The organism is Oceanisphaera arctica (genome assembly GCF_002936955.1).
In the GTDB taxonomy this organism is placed as follows: domain Bacteria; phylum Pseudomonadota; class Gammaproteobacteria; order Enterobacterales; family Aeromonadaceae; genus Oceanimonas; species Oceanimonas arctica.
This window is the reverse complement of sequence record NZ_MPZM01000004.1, coordinates 78,039-94,405: the sequence shown is the minus strand read 5'-3', so window position 1 is coordinate 94,405 and position 16,367 is coordinate 78,039. Positions and strand designations below refer to the sequence as shown.

The following is a 16,367-nucleotide window of genomic DNA, read 5'->3' as shown; positions in this document are numbered from 1 at the left end:
TAAGTCATAAAGTTATTATCATAGGTCGCATTATTCCATAACTCTGTACCGGAGTACCGGACGTGGCACCTGCATTCTGGCTTTCCTTGTTTTTTGCCATTTATTATTTTGGTTATGGCACCTTCCTGCCTTTCTGGTCCTTGTGGCTCAGTCATGTCGGCGCCGATGCCGGTTTTATCGGGATCCTGCTCGGGCTGGGCATGGCGGCGCGTTGCATCGGCAATCTCGGCATCATGAGTCGGGTTCGGGCTGCCAGCCATTTGCTGCCGGCGGTGCGCTGGCTGAGTCTGTTGAGCATGCTGGGCTTTGCCTGTTTTTACGGCGGCCAGTCGAGCCTGGCACTGGTGGTGTTGATGGTGCTGGTGAGCCTGATTTACCCGACCCTGATGCCGGTGGGCGAGGCCATCGCTAGCCGGTTAATCGTGCAGGTGCACCTGGATTACGGCAAGTCCCGGCTCTGGGGCGCGGTGGCCTTCATTGCTGCCAACCTGGTGGTGGGCAGCCTGAGCAACAACCTGGGGCCTCAGTGGGTCTTGCATGCCATGGTGTTGTCGCTGGGGTTGCTGTTATTGCTGAGCTGGCTGCCCATGAGCCCGGCTCCGGTCGACAGTCAGCTGGGCGGGAAGGGAGATTCGATCCTTCAGGTGTGGCGTCGACCCGGTATGCGGCGTTTCCTGATGATAGTGGCGCTGTTGCAAGGCTGTCATGCCTTTTACTATGGTTTCAGTGCGCTGCACTGGCAGCAGCAGGGTTACAGCACCACGGCTATCGGCTATCTGTGGGGGGTGGGGGTACTGGCCGAGATAGTGGTGCTGGCCATGAACAAACGATGGTTTGAACGTTTCGGTGCTCGTCAGCTGTTGCTGGCAGGGGCCGCTTGCTCCCTGCTGCGCTGGGGCATGCTGGGCGCGACGACCGAGTTGGTCTGGCTGATGCTGGCCCAGTTGCTGCACGCGGGCAGTTTTTGCCTGAGTCATCTGGGCGCCATACGTTATATCAGTCGGGATCTGGGCGGGACGGCGGTGTTCGGTGCCCAGGCTCTGTATGCCGCTTTGGCGATGGGACTGACGGTGGCCTTGCTGCTGGTGCTGTGCGGCCAGCTGTACCCCTCGCTCGGCGGCCAGGTTTACTGGCTGATGGCGGTAATAGTGCTGCCGGCGTTCTGGTTGCTGAGGACCCCTCTGCACACATCACCACAGGAGGCCTGATGCAGGGCTGGACCGTCATTAATATTGCGCTGGCTTATCTGGCGGTGCTCTTTATCTGTGCCTGGCTGGGTGACAAGGTACGGATGGGAGCGGGCGCCCGGCGTTTGCGACCCCTGCTGTACAGTTTTTCGCTGGCGGTGTATTGCTCCTCCTGGAGCTTCTTCGGCACTGTGGGGCAGGCCAGCACCGACACCTGGACTTATTTCTCGATTTATCTCGGCCCCATCATCGTCTTCACCCTGGCCGGTCCCTTTGTGGCGAGGCTTATCGAGGTGGCCAAACGCGAGCACATTACCTCCATCGCCGATTTCATTTCCGCCCGTTACGGCAAGTCTCAGCGGCTGGCGGTCTATGTCACCCTGATCGCCATCGTCGGGGTGCTGCCCTATATCGCCCTGCAGCTCAAGGCCATCGTCATGGGGTTGAACCTGATAGCACCGGATGTGGTCGGCGGGGTTGGCCGGGAAGCGGGCGAGGTGGCTTTCATGGTTACCCTGTTGTTTACCGTTTTTATTCTACTGTTCGGCACCCGCCATATCGATGCCACCGAGCACCAGCGTGGCGTCATGGTGGCGATTGCGGTGGAATCGCTGGTCAAGCTGGTGGCCTTTATCGTGGTCGGTGGCTTCGCACTCTGGCTGATCCTGGCTTACCCGAACCAGCAGCGAGTGATGATTACCGAAGATTTTATTGGCAACTTCACCCAGGTGACCGGTGCCAACCTGCTCGACATGGGGGTCTATACCCTGCTGTCGATGAGCGCCATTATCTGTCTGCCGCGCCAGTTCCATGTCACTGTGGTAGAGCACCATGATCCGGCGGATCTGCGCTGGGCCCGGCGCATCTTTCCGGTCTATTTGTTGCTGATGGGGCTGTTCGTGCTGCCGCTGGCGCTGGCCGGCCAGCAGTGGCTGGGCGTCGATACCTCGCCCGATACCTATGTCATCAGCCTGCCGCTGGCACTGGACCAGCCGGGGCTGGCGGTGCTGGCCTTCATCGGCGGGGCGTCGGCCGCCACCGGCATGATGATTATCTCCACCATAGCGCTGGCTATCATGGTCAGCAACGATCTGGTGCTGCCGATGATACTGCGTCGCCGCCAGCTGCAAGGCGCCGATTTCAACGATTTTTCCCAGCTTCTGCTCAAGGTGCGCCGTACCGCCATTATCGTGATCATGGCCACCGCCTGGCTGGTATTTCTGTGGCTGGAAGACATAGACAGCCTGTCCCGGATTGGCTACCTGAGTTTCGCGGCCATCGCCCAGTTTATTCCGGCCCTGGTGCTGGGGCTGCTGTGGCGCGGTGGTAACCGGCGCGGGGCCTACTGGGGCCTGAGCCTGGGCATGCTGATGTGGCTGCTGAACCTGATGGCCGAAACCGGGCTCTTTGCCGGCGACGCAGACACCAACTTTCTGCTCTGGTTGCTGACGCCACCCGCCTGGGGCGCTGTGGGCGAGATGAGCCCGGTCACCTGGGGCATCTTGCTGAGCCTGGTGTTCAATCTGGCTGCCTATCTTCTGGGTTCCTGGCTGTCTGTTCCCTCGGTCAGCGAGCGCTTTCAGGCTGCGGCCTTTGTCGGCCGGCAGAGCAGGGATGACGGCGATGTCTACCGGGCCAAGGTGTCGGTACAGGAGCTGGAACAGCTGGCTTCCCGCTTTGTGGGCGAGGCGAGAGTCAGCCGGGCCTTTTCCCGGTATGCCGGCGAACAGGGCACGCTGGAGGGCAGCATGCAGGCGCCGGCCAGTCTGATCCGTCATACCGAGCGGGTGCTGGCCGGGGTATTCGGCGCCTCGTCGGCGCGCCTGGTGTTGTCGTCGGTGCTGCAGGGCCGCTCTATGGAGCTGGATGAGCTGGCCGCCATCGTCGATGAGGCTGGCGATGTGTTCCGCTTTAACCGGGGCCTGTTACAGGGTGCCATCGAGCACATCGGTCAGGGCGTTTCGGTGGTGGACAAAGAGCTGAACCTGGTGGCCTGGAACCGGCGTTATATCGAACTGTTTGCCTATCCGTCGGGGCTTATCCAGGTGGGACGACCCATCGCCGACATCATTCGCTATAACGCAGAACGGGGCCTCTGCGGCCCCGGCACCGTAGGCGAACATGTGGCCCGGCGGGTGAATCACATGAAAGTCGGCAGCGCTCATGTGTCTGCCCGTACCCGGCCCGATGGTCGGGTGATTGAGGTGCAGGGCAATCCCATGCCCGGTGGCGGTTTTGTCATGACCTTCAACGACATCACCACCTTCCGCCAGGCGGAGCAGTTGCTCAAAGACGCCAATGTGGTGCTGGAGGCCCGGGTGGCCGAACGCACCCGGGAGTTGTCGGCGGTCAACCAGCAGTTGCTGGCGGCGACCCATGAGGCCGAAAGGCTCAGTGCCTCCAAAAGCCGATTTCTGGCGGCGGTGAGCCATGATCTGATGCAACCGCTCAATGCGGCCAAGCTGTTTGCATCGTCCTGGCTGGAAACTTCGGGCGATGACGAAAGCCGTCGGCTGGCGGGACACATAGACCGCTCTCTGGCGGCGGCCGAAGACCTGATCGGCGACCTGCTAGACATGTCGCGGCTGGAGTCGGGCAAGCTGACGGCCAGACCCGGTGACTTCGCGCTCAATAACCTGTTCGATACCCTCAAGGCCGAGTTCGGGGTGCTGGCCGAACAGGACGGCGGCCGTTTCGATGTGGTGGCCACCGGGCTAGGCGTGCACAGCGACGCGCGACTATTGCGCCGTATCCTGCAGAATTTTCTCACCAATGCCCTGCGCTATAACCCGGGCGGTCGCATTTTGCTGGGCTTGCGTCGCTGTCGTGATGCAGAGCGAGGCGACGAGTTGCGTATCGAAGTGTGGGACAACGGCCCCGGTATCGCCTCGGATAAACAGGAAGTGATTTTTGACGAATTCATGCGGCTGGAGCATGGCCAGCGCCATCATCAGCAGGGGCTGGGCCTGGGGTTGGCCATCGCCCAGGGGCTGGCGGTGATGCTGGGCCATCGGTTGGGGGTACACTCAACGGAAAGCAAGGGCTCGGTGTTCAGTGTGACCGTGCCTAGGGCGGAACCGGGGGGCGAACAGGAAGACTCGCTGTTACCAACGTTACCGGCTACCAGCAACAGCCAGCTGGCGGGGTTACGAGTGCTGTGCATCGACAACGACACCGATATTCTCACCGCTATGTCGGGCCTGCTGACCCGTTGGGGCTGTCAGGTGCAACTGGCATTGAACGGCGACGAGGCGCACCGACATTGCCTCAACGGCTTCGAACCGCAGGTAATATTGTCGGATTATCATCTGGATGAGGGGGAAACCGGGGTGGCGTTGGTGGAGGCGCTGCGACGTGAGTTCGAACCTGTGCCTACCGTGGTGATCAGTGCCGACCGACAGCCGGAGTTGCAGGCCCAGTGTCGGCAACTGGGCCTGAGTTATCTCAGTAAACCGGTGAAGCCGCTGAAACTGCGTGCGCTGCTGCAGCATCTGGTGAAAAGCAGGGATTAGGGATTAGGGATTAGGGTTCCCCATTCCCCATTCCCCATTCCCGGCTGTGATTAAAGCTCGCCGCCTTCCAGCTGGGACAGGGCTATAACCGCCTGGGTGCGGTTCTTGACGTTCAGCTTGCGGAAGATGGCGGTGACATGGGCCTTGACGGTTGCCTCCGATACGGCCAGTTCGTAGGCGATTTGCTTGTTGAGAAGGCCTTCGGACAACATGGTCAGCACCTTAAATTGCTGCGGCGTCAGGCTGGCCAGCCGTTCGGCAATATTATCCTCGGGAGCGTGGTCCAGGCTGATCCCCTCGGGAAACCAGGGGTCGCCCTCGAGAATGGTGTTGAGGGCGCTGACCAGGGTTCGCATGGGGGCGGACTTGGGAATAAAACCCAGGGCACCGAAACGCATGGCCTGCTGTACCACCGCCGGCTCTTCGCTGGCCGAGACGATCACCACCGGCAGATCCGGATACTGGTTGCGCAGCAGCGCCAAGCCGGAAAAACCGCTGGCGCCGGGCATCTTGAGATCCAGCAGCAGCAAGTCGACCTCATCGACCTCACTCAGGAGCCGCATCAGATTATCGATACTGTCGACTTCCTGCAGCTCGGCTCCGGTAATGGCCAGTTCAACCGCCTGGTGCAGGGCGTTGCGAAACAAGGGGTGGTCGTCGGCAATAATAATGCGGTAGCCCGTTTCCATGTCGTATCCGAATTCTGTGTCTGTGAGTAGGCAATGGAAACTGATCCCATCGTTTTTGCCCTGTTATGATAGGGCTTCGGCTTCGGTCTGAGAACTGCGTGTGGTAATTTTCGTGATACAGGGAGTGAACGAAGCGAGGAGTCGAGCTCGCAGCTGGTATTGTTATCCAGCCTGGCGGTGATTCTGGTGTTTTCTTTACTGGGATTGATTGGTGTATGGTTGGTGCAGACGTTGCCGGATGTTCAGGCAGAACACTGAATGAGGAAAGCCGAATGTTTAAAAAATGCCTACTGACACTCTGCGGCCTGCTGGCTGCCGGGAGCGCGTCCGCCAGGGACATCGATCACCTGCGGGCCGAATTTTCCGTGTTGCTGAATGGTGATCCGACCCGAGGGGTGAATACCCTGACCATAGATCGCAACAAAGACCGCTACCATGTCAATTTTTCCCTGGCTCACTGGTTGCTGGATGTGGAGCAGAAAGCCAGTTTCAAGTGGAATGATTGCACCGCCCGGCCGGATACCTTTAGCTACAAGGCCAAGTACTTGGGGAAGCGGCCGGAAGAGCGGCTGGTGTTTGATTCCCAGACCAATATGGTGCTTTATCAGGGCAAAGGCGGCGACAAGCTGTTGTCGACCGAAGGCGGCGCCTTCGACTCAGTCAGCTTCTTCTTCGAGGCGCGTTGTGATCTGATGGCCGGCAAGACCACTCTTACCTACCCGGTTGTACGCGACGGTGAAATCAAGCAGACCACCTTCAAGGTGGTGGGCAAGGAAGTGGTTAAAACCGGTATCGGTTCCTTCGACAGCCTGATCGTCGAGCGGGACAGAGGCAACAGCAAGCGCAGAACCCGCTTCTGGGTGGCGCCCGAGCTGGATTACCAGCTGGTGCAGATCAGCCACGAAGAAAACCGCCAGCTGGCGGTCACAGTCACCCTGGACAAGCTCAGTTACAGGCTGGTGGACAAGCCGGCAACGCTTGTCGGGCATCAGGCCAAACAGTAGGTTCAGCCGACGGCTGCCGACTTGACTGACAGCGGAGTGTCGCAGCAGATCCGGCAGCGACCTTCTTCCTTGGCCTGATACAGGAACTGATCGGCGCGGATGAGCAGCTGGCTGATGCCGTCTTCGACGGCGGCTTCGGTCAGGCCGCCGCTGAAGGTAAAGCTGACGGTTCTGTCGGAAAGATAAAGTGGTGTTTCCGCAATATTATCCAGCAGTCGCTGAGCCAGCTGCAGACCCTGTTGATGATGGGTTTGTGGCAGTATCAGTAAAAATTCCTCGCCGCCGATACGGGCCAGCACGTCGGTGTCACGTATGGCTTTTCGGCCGGTGACGGCAAAGTGGCGCAACACCTTGTCGCCGATGTCATGACCATGCTGGTCGTTGATGCGCTTGAAATGATCGATATCGATCATCACGATGCAGAAGGGATGATGATAACGCTGCAGATTGGCCAGCTCATATCGCATCCGTGCTTCGGCGGCCCGTCGGTTAGGGCACTGGGTCAGCGCGTCGGTGGTGGCTTGTTGCTTGAGCTGCTGGTTCAGACGCAACAGTTCATCATTGACTCGGCTCATGGCCAGGCTGTGTCGCCGGTTTCGCTTCAGGGTCAGAATGGTCAGAAAGCCGCCCCACAAGGAGCCGGTGCTTGCCAGCGTGATGATGGCCGCCAGGTTGTCTTTCTCTCTGGCCTGACGATAAATGGGGCCGGCATCCGCGAGCGCGTGTACCTGGTAGTCTTTGCTGTCGGTGGAGTGACTGACCAGCAGTATTGGCTCATTCCCCGGGCCGAGCAGCAGCACTTCGGGAAGCAAAGGGCTGATACTGACCGGTAACGGCGGGGGGGGCTCTGCCGCGTCCGGCGACAGCCGGGTGGAAGGCTCGCCGAGCGAATAGCTCAACCAGTCTGGATTATCCGCCAGGGAAATGATGCGGTTGGCATCGGTCACCAGCAATTCGATACGGTATGCCCGAAGACTGATGGGAGTCACGGTGGCGCAGACCAACAGGGTCACGGAACCATTTGCCGTGACCGGATTGGCGTGATAAATCCTGGCCTGCTGATGCTCGGAATCGAAGACCAGACGAGTCAAGGGACGCCTGCCGTCGGTATAAAGGCCAAACTCCGGTGGGGGGGGGCTGTCGGTGCTTTGTGCCAGCACCTTGCCCTGTCGGTCGAGCAGCCAGATACCACCGAGCTCGAAAGCCTTGCCAAACTGGTTCAGATCCGTCTTCAGGGCGCTACCATAACGGCCGTTCCTCAGGGAAAGCTGCAGGCTGGATAACGATGACAGAGACCGGGCAATTTCCTTGGTGTGCTGACTGTCCCGTTGCAGATTTTCGACGGCAGAAGAGGTGACCTGAGTGCTCTGCAGCTTCAGTTCCTGTAACTGTCCTTGAATACGCAGGTCTATCCAGTGCCGACTGATAAACCAGCTCGACAGCGCCAGCGCCACCAGCAGTAATGAGGTAGCGACAAACGAATAATGATCCTGTGGTAGCCAACGAGATATTTTGGGCAGTTTCATCCATGTTCCTGCATTGTCTCTGGGCTTGATGATGATTTCCTGGGCGCGCTTTTATTCTAGTCAAGAAAAGCCGGGAGACGGCGGTTTTCTCTGAATTGTTATCAGGTCTAAGTTAACCGTAACGCATCATCGGTAGCAAGATGAAAGAGAGTTAATTGAATCTACAGTTCTGCGCCGTTTGTGTGCTTGTATCTGGCCAGCTTGTCGTACAGCGTTTTGCGGGGAATACCCAGACGTTCGGCAGCCAGTGCGACATTGTCTTCGGCTTGCTTCATGGCGGCCAGGATCAGTTGCTGCTCCAGCCGGAACAGGTGCTGTGGCAGGGTCAGATCCGGCGCTGAGGGGGCGGACGGCAGTACCCCCAGCACATATTGTTCTGCATGATGGCGCAACTCACGCACATTGCCGGGCCAGTCCCGGTTGAGCAATTGCTGTATCAGGGCGGCGTCCGGCGGCGGCACATCCCTATGGTAACGTTCTTTGGCTTGCTCGATAAAATGCAGGAACAGCAGTGGGATATCGGCCCGCCGTTCACGCAGGGGCGGCAGGGCCAGGGTGACCACATTAAGCCGAAAATACAGATCGGCGCGAAACAGTCCCGCGGCGCTGGCGCGCTGTAAATCGACTTTGGTGGCGGCGACGATACGGGCATCGACCTTGACAAGCTTGTTGCCGCCGAGCCGCTCCAGTGCCGATTCCTGCAACACCCGCAGCATCTTGGCCTGCAGGTTCAGCGGCATGCCTTCGATTTCGTCCAGGAACAGGGTGCCGCCATCGGCGTGCTCGATCTTGCCGATGCGGCGTTTGTTCACCCCGGTATAGGCGCCGGGTTCGGCCCCGAACATCTCGCTTTCAAAAATAGACTCGGGCAGGGCGGTACAGTTGACCGCAACCAGATTGCCTTTGCGCCCGCTGCCTTGATGCAGGCTGCGGGCCACCATTTCTTTACCGGTGCCGGTTTCCCCAAGGATCAGCACCGAGGCCGAGGTATCGGCGATGTTGTCTATCTGACGGCGAAGCTGTTCTATTTGTGGGGTCTGCCCTAGCAGCAAGGTCTGCCCTCTGCTGTCTGCCAGCTGGCGGCGCAGTCGGCGGTTTTCCAGTACCAAAGCCCGTTTGTCGATGGCCCGGCGCAGGCTGCGCAACAATTGCTCCGGCTCGAAGGGCTTTTCAAAAAAATCCTGGGCCCCCTGATGAATGGCGGCCACCGCCATGGGGATGTCGCCATGACCGGTGAGCAGCAGCACTGGCAGCTCGGCATCACGTGCCTGCAGCTGTTTCAGCAGGGCCAGCCCGTCCATGCCCGGCATGCGCACATCGGACAGCACTACCACCGGGGCTTCCGGCGTCAGGGACTGCAGTGCCTGTTCGGCGCGGGAAAAACCTCGGGCGGGAAGGTCCGACAGTTGCAGGGTTTGCAGCAGGGTCTGCCGGACATCGTCATCGTCTTCGACCAGCCAGACTTCAATGGCAGTGTTATTCATCTTGGCTCCAGTTAAGGGTGAAACGGGCACCGCCTGAGGGTGAGCTGGTTATCTCCAGCCGTCCGTCGCTGGCTTCCACCAGATCCCGGACGATGGCGAGCCCGAGACCTAGTCCCTGGCCAGCCTCCTTGGTAGAGAAAAACGGCTCCGTCACCTTGTCCAGCAGTGGTGGGGCAATACCGGGGCCATTATCCCACAGACAAAGAAAGTCATCGCCTGCTTCCAGAGTGATGCAGGCCTCTTCCCGGCCGACCAGAGCATCCAGGCTGTTGCAGATCAAATTGGCCAATACCTGTTCCAGGGCGTGCAGTTCTATTGGCAGCGTCAGGCCTTTCGTCTGAGTATTTTCCAGGCGGATCTGTTGTTCGTCCAGTCGCGGTGACAGCCAGCTCAGTACATTGTCCAGCGCCTCGTCGAGCCGACAGAGCCCACGGGTTTTTCGTCGGGTGGCGGCAAACAACTTGAGTTGTGAGGTCAGCCTGGCCATGCGATCCACCAGACGGCCCATGGTTTGCAGACTTTCCTCCACTTGTGGATACATGCCGCGCCGCGCCAGTAGCAGGGTATTGGTCGACTGATTTTTCAACGCCGTCAGCGGCTGATTGACTTCATGGGCAACGCTGGCAGCCATCTGGCCAAGGGCCGCCAGTCGGTTGCTCTGGATCAATTCATGTTGTATAGCTCTGAGCCGGGCCTCGGCCTGAGTGCGCTCTCGTACCTGCCGTGCCAACTGGACGTTACTGGTGGCCAGGGCTGAGGTGCGTTCCATTACCTTGTGCTCAAGCTCGTTTTTAGCCTTGAGCTGAACCTGTATGTAGCGGCGCCGCTGACGCCAGTAAAGCAACAGCAGAGTCATGGCGATAATGCTGAACCCGGCCACGGCCGTTACCAGAGTGGCATTCACCATCAGCGGCCGGCTTGGCCACCACAGCTGCAGTCGCCATTGCCGCCGGGGCAGGTCAAGCTGGCTTACCCGATACTGCTTACTTTGCCAGACCGGCTGACCATTACGACTGCCAAGCTCCAGTGTCGTCAGTGGCAGGGGCGCATACTGACGAGTGCGGTCCAGGCGTTGCCGGGCTTTCGGGCTGAGTGGCGTCAGGGTTTTGAACTTGAGTTCGGTGCGGGAGGCGAGGGCGATCACCTGATCCGGATCCACCACCATCACCAAGTCCCTCGTCGGTTGCCAGCTTTTTTCCAGTTCCAGCAGGGTAATCTTGGCAGCCAGTACCCCGCTGTTGGTACCTTCATGGTCCATTTGCAGACCGAAGAAATAACCGGGAATACCTGTGGTGGCACCGACCCCGTAAAATTCGCCGAAGCTCCCCTGCAAGGCATCGTGAAAATAGGGCCGAAAGCCATAGTTCTGCCCAACAAGAGAATAGGACTGTTGCCAGTTACTCGCTGCCAGAACCGTGCCCTGAGCGTTCATTAGATAAAGCGTCTCTACCCCGGTATCAGCTGCCAGTTGTTCCAGTAACTGATTGGCACGGGTGACTACGTCGATATTATTGGGACTGGCCAAGGTTCTGGTCAGCACAGGATGAGACTGCAGGGCGCGGGGAATATTTTCGAAGCGGGCTATTTCCGACACGAGCGTGGCCCGGTATATCTGCAGTTGCTGCTGGGCCCAGAGTTCTTGCTCGGCTATTTGACGTTGCCAGCTGCCAAGCCAGATCCAGAGCAGCAAAAGGCTGAACAGCAGAAGACCGAACAGCCACAATATACGTTTTTTGAGCAAAGGTGGCTTCAGTTGACCTCCGGAGCATCACAGGGAATCAGGGTAACCTTGTGCCCGGACAGCAGCCAGTGACCGAGCGGTCGGCACAGGCCCGAGTCCAGGCACAGGGTATAATCTCCGGTAAACTCTGAACTGGCAAGGGTTAGCTGTTCCAGCCAGATATCCGGTTGCCAGTGCCAGGCGCCCTGTTCCAGTCGAGCGCCGGGGGGAGGCTCCATGCCGGCCCCCGAGCCTTGCACGCTGGCTTCCACCAGGTGCAACTGGTTGTCAGTTATCTGGTAGTGTTCCTGCCAGTGTGTTTTTTCCACCGAGTGGTCCCAGCTCAGGGTGATGCTGCTGGTCAGCAGCATCACGGTAGTGACGGCGGTAGCCAGACACAGCATATCAGACCGGTGCCAGTTGGCGTTGGCGTCGGGCCTGTAGCCAGTGACGGCCGAGCAGCACGGCGGCGAGGGCCAGACCGATTTCATCGGTGAAAGGCAGAGAGAACACCAACAGGGCGGCGGCGGCGATGGCAATCAGGCGCTCCAGCCAGCCAAAGGGGCGTAGCCAGTAGCCGATCACACCCATGCCCCATAGCGACACCGCCAGCAGAGCCTTGAACACCACGAAGATGGTGGCCGCGAGGCCCGCATCGCCCTGCAGCATCAGCTCGGGGGCATAGACCGCCATGTAGGGTACCACGAAGCCGGCAATGGCGATTTGCAGCGAACGCATGCCGATCCGCAGGCCAGAGGCCTTGGCGATGGGCGAGGCGGCGAAGGCTGCCAGCGCCACCGGCGGCGTCAGATCAGCCATTATGCCGAAATAGAACACGAACATGTGCGAAACGATCAGCGGCACTCCCAGCTCCAACAAGGCTGGAGCGGCAATGGAGCTGGTGATGATGTAGTTGGGAATGGTGGGGATGCCCATGCCCAGTACCAAACAGGTGAACATGGTCAGTATCAGCGATAACAGCAAGCTGTGCTCGCCCAACTGAATGATGTAACCCGCGACTATGGTGGCGGCACCGGTAAGAGAAATAACCCCGATAATCATCCCGACCAGGGCACAGGCCACACCGACTGGCAGTGCATGCAGAGCACCCTGATAGAGGGCGTTGACCACGGTGCTGAGAATGTTCTGTTCACGCTTGACCAGCAGCAGCACGGTCAGGATGGCGACGATGACGAAAATGGCGGTGATGCCAAAATGATTGAAGCTGGCACAGGCCAGACCCAGGCCGACCCAAAAGGCGTAGCGCAGGCCCTTTGCACCCAGGTGCTTGGCGATGCCGTTACCCATGATCAACACTACCGTCAGGGCCAGTCCCATCATGCCGGCGAACAAGGGGGTGAAACCGGAGAACAGCATGACAACCAGTGCCACCAGCGGCAGCAGTAGATACCAGCGTTGCTTGAGGGCGGTCAGCGGATTGGGACATTCGGCCTTGGGCAGGCCGTTGAGGCCGGCGCGGCCCGCTTCCAGATGTACCATCAGAAATACGGTAAAGAAATAGAGCACGGCGGGGATCAAAGCGGCCTTGGTGATGTCTACATAAGGTACGTTGATGGTTTCGGCCATGATGAAGGCCACGGCACCCATTACCGGCGGCATGATCTGTCCGCCCATGGAGCTGGTCGCTTCTACTGCACCGGCGAAGTCGGACTTGTAGCCGAATTTTTTCATCAGCGGAATGGTGAACTGTCCGGTGCTGACCACGTTGGCCACGCCGGAGCCGTTGATGGTGCCCATCATGCCGGAAGAGAGCACCGACACCTTGGCCGGGCCACCACGGGTATGACCGACGGAGCCGATGGCCACGTCGTTGAACAGTTTGAGCATGCCGGCCTGTTCGAGAAAGGCACCGAACAGGATAAACAGGAAGATGTAGCTGGAGGAAACATAAGTCGGGGTGCCGTAGATGCCTTCGGTACTGAAAGCCAGTTGCGACACCACCTGATCCAGACCGTAGCCTCTGTGCATCAGGACGTCGGGCAAGTGCTGGCCGAGCAGGGCATAGGCGACGAAGCTCAGGCAAATCATGGGCAACGCCCAGCCCATCAGTCGGCGGGCGGCGTCGAACACCATCAGCAGGGTGACGCTGCCGATAATCCAGTCGGTCTGGTTCATGTCACCGGCACGATAAACGAGGTCCGCTTCGAACCACCAGTGGTAGAAGGCGAACAGCAGGGCGGTAGCCCCCAGCAGCAGGCTCCAGACCGAGGGGCGGGACAGACGCTGGCCGCGAGCACCGTAAATCTGGTAAACCAGAAACAGCAGAAAGCCGACATGAACGGCCCTGACCACAGTGGTGGACAAGGGGCTGAAGGCGGCGGTGACAATCTGGAAGATTGAAAAGGCCAGGGCGCCATAAAACACAAGCGCCTGAGGTCGGGTTTGGGTATCGCTCATCATCACTCCTCAGCCCGTCCGCCGATATTCGGCCAGGCTGCAGTTTATACGATTGCCGTCGGTAACGGACTCGATATTGTTTGGGTTCTGGTTACTCGCTATTGAGCCATCGGCTGAAGACAACCGATGGCTCAGGACTGTCAGTTCAACAGGCCTTTTTCCTTGTAATAGCGTTCGGCACCGGGGTGCAACGGCAGGGGGAGGCCCTGAACGGCACCTTCTGCGGTGATGCCCTCGGCGGCGCTGTGGGCATTGCGCAGGGCGGGCAGGTTCTCATATACCTGTTTGGCCATTTGATAGGCGGTTTCGTCGGATACCTTTTCATGAGTGATCAGCAGGTTGCTGATAGCTACGGTAGGTACATCGCTGTTTTGACCGGTATAGGTGCCGGCGGGGATCATGCTGGGACGATAGGCGTCATTGTCGATGTTGGCGACCAGCTCGGCGGTAATGGGCACGAATATCACGGGAGCATGGGAAGCCAGATCGCGGAAAGCGGCCATGCCGAGACCGGCAGATTGCAGGGTGGCATCCAGCTGGCGGTTTTTCATCAGCTCGACCGACTCACCGAAGGGCAGGTATTCGGTGCGGGAAAAGTCGTCGTAGTTCATGCCGGCGGCCTTGAAGATGGCGCGGGCATTCAGCTCTGTGCCGGAGCGTGGCGCGCCGACCGAAATGCGCTTGCCCTTCAGATCTTCCAGACTGGTAATACCGCTGTCGGCCCGGGCCACAATCTGGATGTAGTTGGAATAGGTGGAACCCACGGCACGCAGTTTTTTCAGTGGTGCCTTGAAGCCGGCTTCTTCTACGCCGTTCCAGGCATCCCCCACGCTGTCGGCCAGGGCAAAGCCGATTTCACCGCGACCACGTTGCAGCAGGGTCAGGTTTTCCACCGAGGCGCGAGTGGCCTGCACCTGTACCTTGGCATCGGGAATCTGCTTGCCGTACAACTGGGAGATAGCCACGCCCAGCGGGTAATAGACACCGCTGGTGCCCCCGGTGAGCACATTGATGAATTCGGTGGCCTGGGTGGCGGTAACCGACAACGCCAGGGTGGCGCCGAGCAGGCAGTGTTTGATGACCTTCATTGGTTGGCTTCCTTGTTGGTTATGATTGTGCAGCAATAAGGTTGCAGTTTTGGTGCCAAAGTTAATAGGCTGTTTTTATTTTTAAGTTGTTGATTTTTATGGGATGATTAAATGTTAATTCTGGGTTTTCAGAATTATGGCTAAATGCGTTCTGTTTTTTCGGAAAGCGATGCCCGTTAGTGGGGGGTAGGCACAGCCATGCAGTTTGGTGCAGGCATGTAGTATTATCGGGTGGTGTTCTGCCGCTGTGGTACCCGGATCCGGAAAGGAGTTTGTCGTTGATTTTACCGAGCATGCTGGTGCTGTTAGTCGCCGCCTGGAAATTTGACTGGCGACCCTGGCTGGCGGACAAGACCCGTCAGCACCTGAGTTTTGGCGCGGCCATCGTTCTGGTGCCGTTGTGGATGCTGCAGGCCGGGGTCAAGGACGGGCTGGAGGTACATTTTCTCGGCCTGACCACCCTGGCGCTGATGCTGGGCTGGCGGATGGGAGTATTGATGGGCACCCTGAGTCTGCTGCTGATCACCCTGTTCGGTTTCGATCCCTGGCCTGATTTCGGCACCAATCTGCTGCTGGGCGTGATAGTGCCACTGTCGTTCAGCTATTTCGTGTTTCTGCTGACTTACAGCTATCTGTATCGGCATCTGTTCGTTTATATTTTCGTCGCAGGCTTCTTCAATGCGGCACTGACCATCACCGTCAAGACCCTGCTTTTTTCCGGTTATATGGTGTGGTCCGGGCAATACAGCTGGCAAGTGGTGATGGACAACTACGTCGGCACCCTGCCCTTGCTGCTGTTTCCCGAAGCCATGCTCAACGGCATGGCTATCACCCTGCTGGTGGTGTTCAAACCCCAGTGGATGAATACTTTTTTCGACCGTGACTATCTTATTAACAAGTAGGGGCTCTTCTGATGGTCGTGACTGTCTGGTAGTCTGCCCCGATAACTCAATCTGAAGTGAGAAGCTGATGACCCCTCGAGTATTGAAACCCCTGGCCTCCATACTGGCGCTGGGTTTGTTGTCCGCCACACCGGCACAGGCGGACATGAGCCGGGATGAATTCCAGAAACTGGTGCGCGAAACCCTGCTGGAGCAGCCGGAGATCCTGCGTGAGGCGATAATCAAGCTGGAAGAAAAAGACCAGATGGCTCAGCAGGAAGAGTTTGCCAAGCAGTTGAAGCAGCAATCGGCTCAGCTGTTTGCCAACCGCACCGACGGCATCATGGGCAACCCCAAGGGCAAGATTGAAATGGTGTATTTCACCGATTACAACTGCCCTTATTGCCGCCGTATGAACGAGACCCTGAAAGAGCTTATCAAGAGCGAGCCCGAGCTGAAGGTGATCGTCAAGGATGTGGGTATTCTGGGTCCCGATTCGGTGCAGGCGGCGCGTCTGGCGCTGGCCGCAGCCCAGGAGGCGCCCCGTCAGTATGAAGAGCTGCATCAGGCACTGATGAGCCAGCAGCGAGTGCAGACCGCCGCCCTGGCCACCATTGCCGACAAGGCCGGGCTGGATGCCAAGGCACTGCAGAAGAAAGCCGACAGCAAGGAAATTGCCGACAAGCTGAGCCAGAACCTGAGCCTGTTCCGCAGTCTGGGCCTGAACGGCACGCCGGCACTGGTGTTCCCCGATGGCACCCTGATCCCGGGCGCCATCGACGCCGCCGCGCTGAAAGACATACTGAAAGACAAGCAGTCCTGATTAAACACAGGGAATAGTGATGAGGGAGCAGGGAA

General features: G+C 58.8%; 12 protein-coding genes. 5 read left to right on the top strand and 7 right to left on the bottom strand.

Translation table 11 applies throughout. From position 1 onward, the window contains the following. Positions 1 to 62 precede the first annotated feature (62 nt). Both UN63_RS03265 and UN63_RS03260 read left to right on the top strand, forming a co-directional pair. The gene (locus UN63_RS03265; protein WP_104485348.1) at positions 63 to 1,208 is read left to right on the top strand and encodes a 3-phenylpropionate MFS transporter; all 1,146 of its coding nucleotides are present in this window, start codon (positions 63 to 65) and stop codon (positions 1,206 to 1,208) included. Next, on the top strand, positions 1,205 to 4,699 hold the full coding sequence (locus UN63_RS03260) for a hybrid sensor histidine kinase/response regulator (protein ID WP_104485408.1): 3,495 nt from the start codon (positions 1,205 to 1,207) through the stop codon (positions 4,697 to 4,699). Before UN63_RS03265 ends, UN63_RS03260 begins: the two co-directional genes overlap by 4 nt. Positions 4,700 to 4,749: 50 nt before the next feature. Here UN63_RS03260 and UN63_RS03255 read toward each other — a convergent pair whose 3' ends face one another. Beyond that, positions 4,750 to 5,388 (bottom strand): response regulator transcription factor, encoded by a 639-nt coding sequence (locus UN63_RS03255; RefSeq protein ID WP_104485347.1) that lies wholly within the window; start codon positions 5,386 to 5,388, stop codon positions 4,750 to 4,752. Positions 5,389 to 5,660: 272 nt separating this feature from the next. On the opposite strand from UN63_RS03255, the gene UN63_RS03250 reads away from it, so the two are divergent. Continuing rightward, positions 5,661 to 6,392 (top strand): DUF3108 domain-containing protein, encoded by a 732-nt coding sequence (locus UN63_RS03250; protein ID WP_104485346.1) that lies wholly within the window; start codon positions 5,661 to 5,663, stop codon positions 6,390 to 6,392. Between the two features lie 2 nt (positions 6,393 to 6,394). Here the strand turns inward: UN63_RS03250 and UN63_RS03245 are convergent, their stop codons facing one another. The 6 genes from UN63_RS03245 to UN63_RS03220 form a co-directional block, all read right to left on the bottom strand. Continuing rightward, positions 6,395 to 7,918 carry a GGDEF domain-containing protein gene (locus tag UN63_RS03245; protein WP_104485345.1) on the bottom strand — a complete coding sequence of 508 codons (1,524 nt, stop codon included), beginning with the start codon at positions 7,916 to 7,918 and terminating at the stop codon, positions 6,395 to 6,397. 161 nt (positions 7,919 to 8,079) lie between these two features. Further along, positions 8,080 to 9,402, bottom strand: coding sequence for a sigma-54-dependent transcriptional regulator (locus tag UN63_RS03240; protein ID WP_104485344.1), 1,323 nt, complete (start codon positions 9,400 to 9,402; stop codon positions 8,080 to 8,082). Next, a complete protein-coding gene (locus UN63_RS03235) occupies positions 9,395 to 11,143 on the bottom strand; it encodes an ATP-binding protein (protein WP_104485343.1) in 1,749 nt (582 codons plus the stop codon). Before UN63_RS03235 ends, UN63_RS03240 begins: the two co-directional genes overlap by 8 nt. An 8-nt stretch (positions 11,144 to 11,151) precedes the next feature. Continuing rightward, positions 11,152 to 11,526 carry a DUF1850 domain-containing protein gene (locus tag UN63_RS03230; RefSeq protein ID WP_104485342.1) on the bottom strand — a complete coding sequence of 125 codons (375 nt, stop codon included), beginning with the start codon at positions 11,524 to 11,526 and terminating at the stop codon, positions 11,152 to 11,154. A 1-nt stretch (position 11,527) separates the two neighbouring features. After that, a complete protein-coding gene (locus UN63_RS03225; RefSeq protein ID WP_104485341.1) occupies positions 11,528 to 13,540 on the bottom strand; it encodes a TRAP transporter permease in 2,013 nt (670 codons plus the stop codon). Positions 13,541 to 13,680: 140 nt separating this feature from the next. Then, positions 13,681 to 14,628: a TAXI family TRAP transporter solute-binding subunit gene (locus UN63_RS03220; protein WP_104485340.1), complete on the bottom strand. Its 948-nt coding sequence runs from the start codon at positions 14,626 to 14,628 to the stop codon at positions 13,681 to 13,683. A gap of 278 nt (positions 14,629 to 14,906) precedes the next feature. On the opposite strand from UN63_RS03220, the gene UN63_RS03215 reads away from it, so the two are divergent. Both UN63_RS03215 and UN63_RS03210 read left to right on the top strand, forming a co-directional pair. Next, positions 14,907 to 15,530, top strand: coding sequence for an energy-coupling factor ABC transporter permease (locus UN63_RS03215; protein WP_229793551.1), 624 nt, complete (start codon positions 14,907 to 14,909; stop codon positions 15,528 to 15,530). 67 nt (positions 15,531 to 15,597) lie between these two features. Further along, positions 15,598 to 16,332, top strand: coding sequence for a DsbA family protein (locus UN63_RS03210; RefSeq protein ID WP_104485338.1), 735 nt, complete (start codon positions 15,598 to 15,600; stop codon positions 16,330 to 16,332). Positions 16,333 to 16,367 lie beyond the last annotated feature (35 nt).

Bases quoted from the DNA above. Each gene is read 5' to 3' on its own strand.
- UN63_RS03255 (WP_104485347.1), bottom strand. From the start codon at position 5,388: ATGGAAACGGGCTACCGCATTATTATTGCCGACGACCACCCCTTGTTT.
- UN63_RS03250 (WP_104485346.1), top strand. From the start codon at position 5,661: ATGTTTAAAAAATGCCTACTGACACTCTGCGGCCTGCTGGCTGCCGGG.
- UN63_RS03245 (WP_104485345.1), bottom strand. From the start codon at position 7,918: ATGAAACTGCCCAAAATATCTCGTTGGCTACCACAGGATCATTATTCG.
- UN63_RS03240 (WP_104485344.1), bottom strand. From the start codon at position 9,402: ATGAATAACACTGCCATTGAAGTCTGGCTGGTCGAAGACGATGACGAT.
- UN63_RS03230 (WP_104485342.1), bottom strand. From the start codon at position 11,526: ATGCTGTGTCTGGCTACCGCCGTCACTACCGTGATGCTGCTGACCAGC.
- UN63_RS03225 (WP_104485341.1), bottom strand. From the start codon at position 13,540: ATGAGCGATACCCAAACCCGACCTCAGGCGCTTGTGTTTTATGGCGCC.
- UN63_RS03220 (WP_104485340.1), bottom strand. From the start codon at position 14,628: ATGAAGGTCATCAAACACTGCCTGCTCGGCGCCACCCTGGCGTTGTCG.
- UN63_RS03210 (WP_104485338.1), top strand. From the start codon at position 15,598: ATGACCCCTCGAGTATTGAAACCCCTGGCCTCCATACTGGCGCTGGGT.